Source organism: Belnapia moabensis DSM 16746, from assembly GCF_000745835.1.
Classification (GTDB): domain Bacteria; phylum Pseudomonadota; class Alphaproteobacteria; order Acetobacterales; family Acetobacteraceae; genus Belnapia; species Belnapia moabensis.
The window spans coordinates 1-5,489 of the sequence record NZ_JQKB01000177.1; the positions used below are offsets into that span (position 1 = coordinate 1).

Genomic DNA, 5,489 nt, shown 5'->3' on the forward strand with positions numbered 1-5,489 from the left:
GGAGAAACAGCACCGGCCCGAGTCCTGCCGCCTTGCCCACGTCCACCAGCAGCGGCAACCCCTCGATACCGGCGTAACTCTTGCCGCCGCCCACCGTCACGTTGACTAGGATATGCGGCGCCTCGCCTTGTCCAATGCGGGTGGCGAAGCCAGTCATGACTTTCCGCATCGCGCCCCCGGCCTCCGCCAGTGGCACGGTGCGGTTAGGATAGGTCGGCGCGACAGGTTGCGCGGCAGATGCTGCGGCGACCGCTGCCCGCTCTGCCCGGCTGCGCGTCTCTCGCGCCACCGCCCATTCCGCCTTATCGCGGATAAAGGCATCCGATGCATACCGCCGGATTTCATCAGGCCCGCGCCCGCCTGGATTGGCCGCCAGCACCCGCGCCGACACGTCAGCGACCAGAGCATCGAGATCAGGCGCCGGGAAGTTGGCGGCGACGAACGCAGACACCGCCCGCATGATGGGGCCATTGAAGCCGTCAGCCCCGCCGATGGCATCGAGCCATCCGGTATAGCCAAGGCTGCTGCTGGCCTGCTGTCCAGGCTTCCAAGGAGCGCGTGGGGCCTCGGCAGGAATGGTCAGCGTGGCGGCATCGGCCTCGCCTTCTATATACAGAGTGCGTCGCCCGGCGAGGGGATCGCGGAGACCTGGCCCGAACACGGGCGCGGCGCAGTAGTGAGCCTGCACCGCACCGGACAGCGCGGGATCGACCAGCTTGAACCCGGCCTCAGCGTTGATCGCTTTGGCCCATCGTTTGACTGCTTCGCCATCCAAGGGTTCGGCCAGCCAGAACCAACAGTGGGCACTGACTGTCGCCGGGCTGCCCGGTGGCACGATGCCATCCCACCGCCTCGGGAGCCCGGCGACGGCTTCGGCCTCTGCCAGCTCGCCCAGTCCTGCGCCGCTGCTGTGGCGCACGACAGCGGACACCCCGGCCAGTTCGGGGATGTAGCTCGTCAGTACGTCCAGCAACCGCTGCGCGGCGTCCTTGGGCTCGGCCAGGATATCGAAGCCCGGCGGCGCCGGGATATCGTCCATGTCCACAAGCAGCCATTGGCGCGGCACGTCCACAAACTGCCCGCCGTTTTTCTGCAAGGCCCTGGTGGTATGGCTCAGGTTAGTGCCTTCGATGGGCTCGCCCCTGATGACGCAGCTCTGCGGCTGCGCTTCTAGCTCCACTAGGAACCGGTGCAAGTCACCAATGCCGCCAAGCGTGCGCTCGGTTACGCTGAAATGCTTGGCGTTTGAGTAGTTGCTGCGGGTGACGGGGCCTTTCGAGCTGATTTCATAAGCCTTCGCCATCCGCAGCCGGCCTTGCGTGCGAAGGATGGTGACGGAGCAGGGATCACTCATTGTCCCGCCTCCAACACCATGGCCTCAAGTCGGCCTATCCAACTCTTAAAATTGTACATATTCGCAATTCATCCGCGATGAATGCGCGAGAATCCACTTACCTATGCTCGGAATTTGCTATGCCTAGCGGTGTTCAGGCGCCAGTGTACATCGCAACGACTACCGAGCCTGGCCGGGGTTCTCCCGCGCCGAGGTCTCTATGCAATTCCGGAATGGGTGGTTGATGGCCAAAAATTGGCCTTTAATATCAACTGGGTGAATCGTTCTGCGGTCATGAGTAGCTCCCGAAAAAGTCGTGAGCAGCGACCGCTGTCCCGTTGCGTTGTGCGCAATGGGTGCCTATATTTGGCATGACGGTCGAAGCTTTCTTCGCGGTAGGCACGGCACGTCATCGAAAAGCAGACCGTCGGTCCTGGCAGGGATCGGCGGTCTTTTCGTTTTAGGCTGCTTTAGTCTCCCCCCCGTTGCCGGAAGGTCTTGTCGGATCTGGGACGCCGAGATGCTGGCGCGCGTATGTTGTTAGTACGTGGTCGATCAGACTTCCAAGCGTTCGCGTTTCGCGTGCAGCAGCACGTTCCAACGCCTCCCGAACCTCCGGTCGAACCCTTGCGCCGACAACGGCCTTCATCTTCGACTCCTGTTAACAGGGTTAACGCTACGCGACAGAGTCGGGGTCGCTCAAGCGAAAACTTCAGGCCACAGAGCGGCACGTAAAGCATTGATATTGCTTGGTACTGTTAGCCGTGGCGCCTGCTGAAGCGTGGTCCGTGTCCGCCGCCGGGGCCTTAGCAGGCGCCACCGTAGGCCCTTCGAGGCTCAACCGCCCCGTCCGCTTCCGTCGCGTCGCGGGCCTGCAAGTGAAGGCCGCCTTGCTAAAGCCGGTGTAATTATTGTGTTCTGATGTGCTATCACCGAATATACGCGATCTAGTGCCCGTTGAGGTGCTCAACATGGCAATTCTTGAACTCATTGCTAATGGTATTACGCTGATCGGCGCAGCGCGTGACCTACACGGCTGGGTAACTGGATATTCTCTCGCTCGCAAAATCGATGAGATAAATCATCGAGTTGAGCAGATTGATGGTAAAGTATGGGACATTAAGCGCAATTTAACCAGGTATGGAAATTTTGTTTTTCATCACGACCAGAATGAAATAATCGGCTCCAAAAATTCAGCTGGCATAATTAAAGAAAATAAAAAATTACTTGTTCCTGAAATAAACCTCTTAGTGCCTAAAAACAAATCTTCGATTGTGTTATCTAATTTTCTCCAACTGCCAGAAAATTTTCTGAAATCATTTAAAGATAACCCAGACCAATTTCTATTCTTTAATTTTAAGCTTGGAGCAAGGGATCTTCCTCCAAATAACATTTTACACGACAAAACATTAGTTCCAGTTCATTATAACATTAATGGCGAAGAATACGTTGGCTTCATTAAGGTTGGATATCTCAAATCGTACCTTGGATTCGAGTATCAGAGTATTATTCATTCCCAGAAATCAGCACACATATTTAAAAATCCATATACTGGTGCTCCAATGAAGCGTCTGGAGCCGTGCTTCTGTGGCTCGGGAAAAAGATATAAATTTTGCCATGGGTAGCAAATAAAAAAGTAAGGTTCTTCTAGGCCAACCACTTTGGGCTGATAAAAGTAAAATTTCTAGTGCCTTTGCAGGAAAGTTGGAATTGAGGTAAGGCAAGCTACCATCGGTAGGAGAGCGCCTTTGCCCGATTCAAAGCCACCCATTGACCTCGACCGCCTGACCGTACCGGAGTTGGCAGCTCTGATTGAAGCAGCACAGGCCAAGCGCGAGGAGAAGCTAAAAGGGGCCAAAGAGGCGCTACTGGCGGAGTTCAGAGATAAGGCCGCCGAACTAGGCTTATCGCTTAGCGCTCTAATGTCGCCTGCACAGCCCGCGTCGGAGCGCAAACCACGCCGCGGCAAGGGCGAGAAGGTCGCACCAAAATACCGCAATCCTGAGACTGGTGAGGCGTGGACGGGGCGAGGGCGTGAGCCTGGCTGGATCAAGGGGAAAGATCGGCAGGAGTTTGAGATAAAGGAGTAGGAGCTGTGATGCGGCATACACTGCTGTTCGCCCTTACCGGAGCTTCCTTATCTCTAGCGGCTCATGCACAGCCTATCTCCGTTCCCTCGGATCCAGGAGTATCCTACAGAGCGGTCGAAATCAAAGCCAAGCCGAACGGTATGGTTGAGATCCTTACCCGTCGTCAGGGGCCTTCAGGCATCAGCTTCTCTTTGCGTGAAATAGACTGTAGAAATCGATCGTTCCGTTATCTTGGAGAGGGCGATACGCGCGAAGAAGCCGCCCGCGCGGAAGCCAGAAACCGCCCAAACAATCGAATGGGGCAGCTCACAGAGGGGTCGATCTCGACCCACGTTGCCAATTTCGCCTGTAGCAGACGCTAAATGGCCGGATGTTTGCGCTGATTGATGTCCACCCAACTCGACCTCTTCAGCGGCCTGGCATCATCGCCAGCACCAGCCGGGCCGCGTGTGCTAAACCTGAAAGGCCGCAGGCTCACCCCCGACACCTTGCCGCCCAACGCTGTCTATATCGGCCGCCGCGTGCAGTTCCAGCCGTGGCCGAACAGTAAATGGGCCAACCCGTTCAAGGTCGGCCGCGACGGTACACGAGCTGAAGTCATCACCAAGCATGAGCAATGGCTCTGCAATCAGCCTGAGTTGCTGGCAGCGCTGCCCGAGCTACGCGGCAAGGATCTTTATTGCTGGTGCCATCCCGAGCCCTGCCATGGCGATGTGCTGCTGCGGCTGGCGAACGCCTGACCTTTAGCCATGACAACGACGCCGACGCCCCCCCCGGACATCGACGCCGTTGCTACAACCAGTGGTGCCCCCCGACATCGCTGGCTCAATAAATATGGGAAAACTGCGCGGATTCGCACAACCCATAGTAAGCTATCTACAACACAAAACTTATAGTTGAGATAATAAAGTATCAAACTGTGCTCAGAACATTCATTTGAGATGTGCCCTCATGTTTGATCAACTATAAGTTTAATAACATAAATTAGCGCACACTGCGTCTGCTGCCGCTCGCGCTTGTGTGACTGTATTTGGTTGATGGCGATCAGCCATAGTCGCGGCAGCGGAGAGGGCCAAGCCAACCCCCCGGCGGCAGTTCTGATTGCTCTCTACGCGTCCCCCCCGATTGATGACCGCAGTGAAGCTGGGTGCTACAGCACCCAGCTTCTGTGCATGAGCCCATCCTCCGACCCCCCGCCTGCAAAGCCGAAGATTACGGCCGATGAGCGCCGGCAGCGCGATGCCGAGCGGTTGCAGATTATCCGGTTACGCATGCTGGTCGGCCAGGCGCTACATGATCGCGGCATCACAACCCCGGCTGCGATCGGCGCGGCGATCGGGATGGCGCCGGCCGAAGCGACCAAGTTGATGACTGGGAAGCAGTGGCGGGCTGGTGACGTCGAGCTGCTCGAAGCGGCTGCGGCCAGCTTAAGGTTACAGGTGCCTGGATACGCTGCCTCGCTGAACGAGACGACTTATCATCGAACCAAAAAGTAGATGATCAGCGTCCAGAGTATCGCAGATAACGCAAGACCTATTACCAAGCCTTCGCCGAAGCGTCGGGTTGTAGGATCAAGACGCCGTTCTGATGGCTTCAAGACGCCAGACGCGTGCAATGCGGGGATGTTAGTAATCATAGGTTGATATCAGCTCTCGCTGTACGAAACCACACAAAAGGCGACGCACCAAATCGCCAGCAGTTCATTGCGAATTTATTTCTGTTCAACGACATTACCAACTTCTAATCCCAAGCGGTTCCGCAGAAGGTAAGTTGCGCAAATCAAGCGCCGCCAATGCGACGCTTCGCCAATTTTAAGACGCGGGGCGTAGCATGTCGGACCGGATCTACTTGGATCTCAACCAGCTGCATGAGGGCTGGCTGGCCACCGCCCGCGCCAACTGCCAAGGGCAACTCAAGGCGGCGGCGCACCGCGGGTTGGATCTGACCTGCGCCCTGGCCCTGCTGCTCGGCACCCTGCCCCTGCTGCTGCTGGTGGCGCTGGCCATCAAGCTCGATAGCCGCGGCCCCATCTTCTACGGCCAGGAGCGCGTCGGCCTCGGCGGCCG

At 57.2% G+C, this 5,489-nt stretch carries 6 protein-coding genes; 5 read left to right on the forward strand and 1 reads right to left on the reverse strand.

The window, feature by feature from the left end; translation table 11 throughout:
• A partial coding sequence (locus tag EP26_RS29560; RefSeq protein ID WP_043344797.1) for a hypothetical protein occupies window positions 1-1,354 on the reverse strand: 1,354 nt, incomplete at its 3' end.
• 950 nt (window positions 1,355-2,304) lie between these two features.
• On the opposite strand from EP26_RS29560, the gene EP26_RS34180 reads away from it, so the two are divergent.
• The 5 genes from EP26_RS34180 to EP26_RS29575 all read left to right on the forward strand — a co-directional run.
• Window positions 2,305-2,958, forward strand: coding sequence for an SEC-C domain-containing protein (locus EP26_RS34180; RefSeq protein WP_084113146.1), 654 nt, complete (start codon window positions 2,305-2,307; stop codon window positions 2,956-2,958).
• Window positions 2,959-3,081: 123 nt separating this feature from the next.
• Window positions 3,082-3,423, forward strand: coding sequence for an H-NS histone family protein (locus tag EP26_RS34185; protein WP_211259618.1), 342 nt, complete (start codon window positions 3,082-3,084; stop codon window positions 3,421-3,423).
• Between the two features lie 386 nt (window positions 3,424-3,809).
• A complete protein-coding gene (locus tag EP26_RS29565) occupies window positions 3,810-4,163 on the forward strand; it encodes a DUF4326 domain-containing protein (RefSeq protein ID WP_052389859.1) in 354 nt (117 codons plus the stop codon).
• Between the two features lie 297 nt (window positions 4,164-4,460).
• Window positions 4,461-4,919, forward strand: coding sequence for a hypothetical protein (locus EP26_RS29570; protein ID WP_157033930.1), 459 nt, complete (start codon window positions 4,461-4,463; stop codon window positions 4,917-4,919).
• Between the two features lie 334 nt (window positions 4,920-5,253).
• Window positions 5,254-5,489 (forward strand): sugar transferase (locus EP26_RS29575; protein WP_043344800.1); only part of this gene is annotated, 236 nt, incomplete at its 3' end.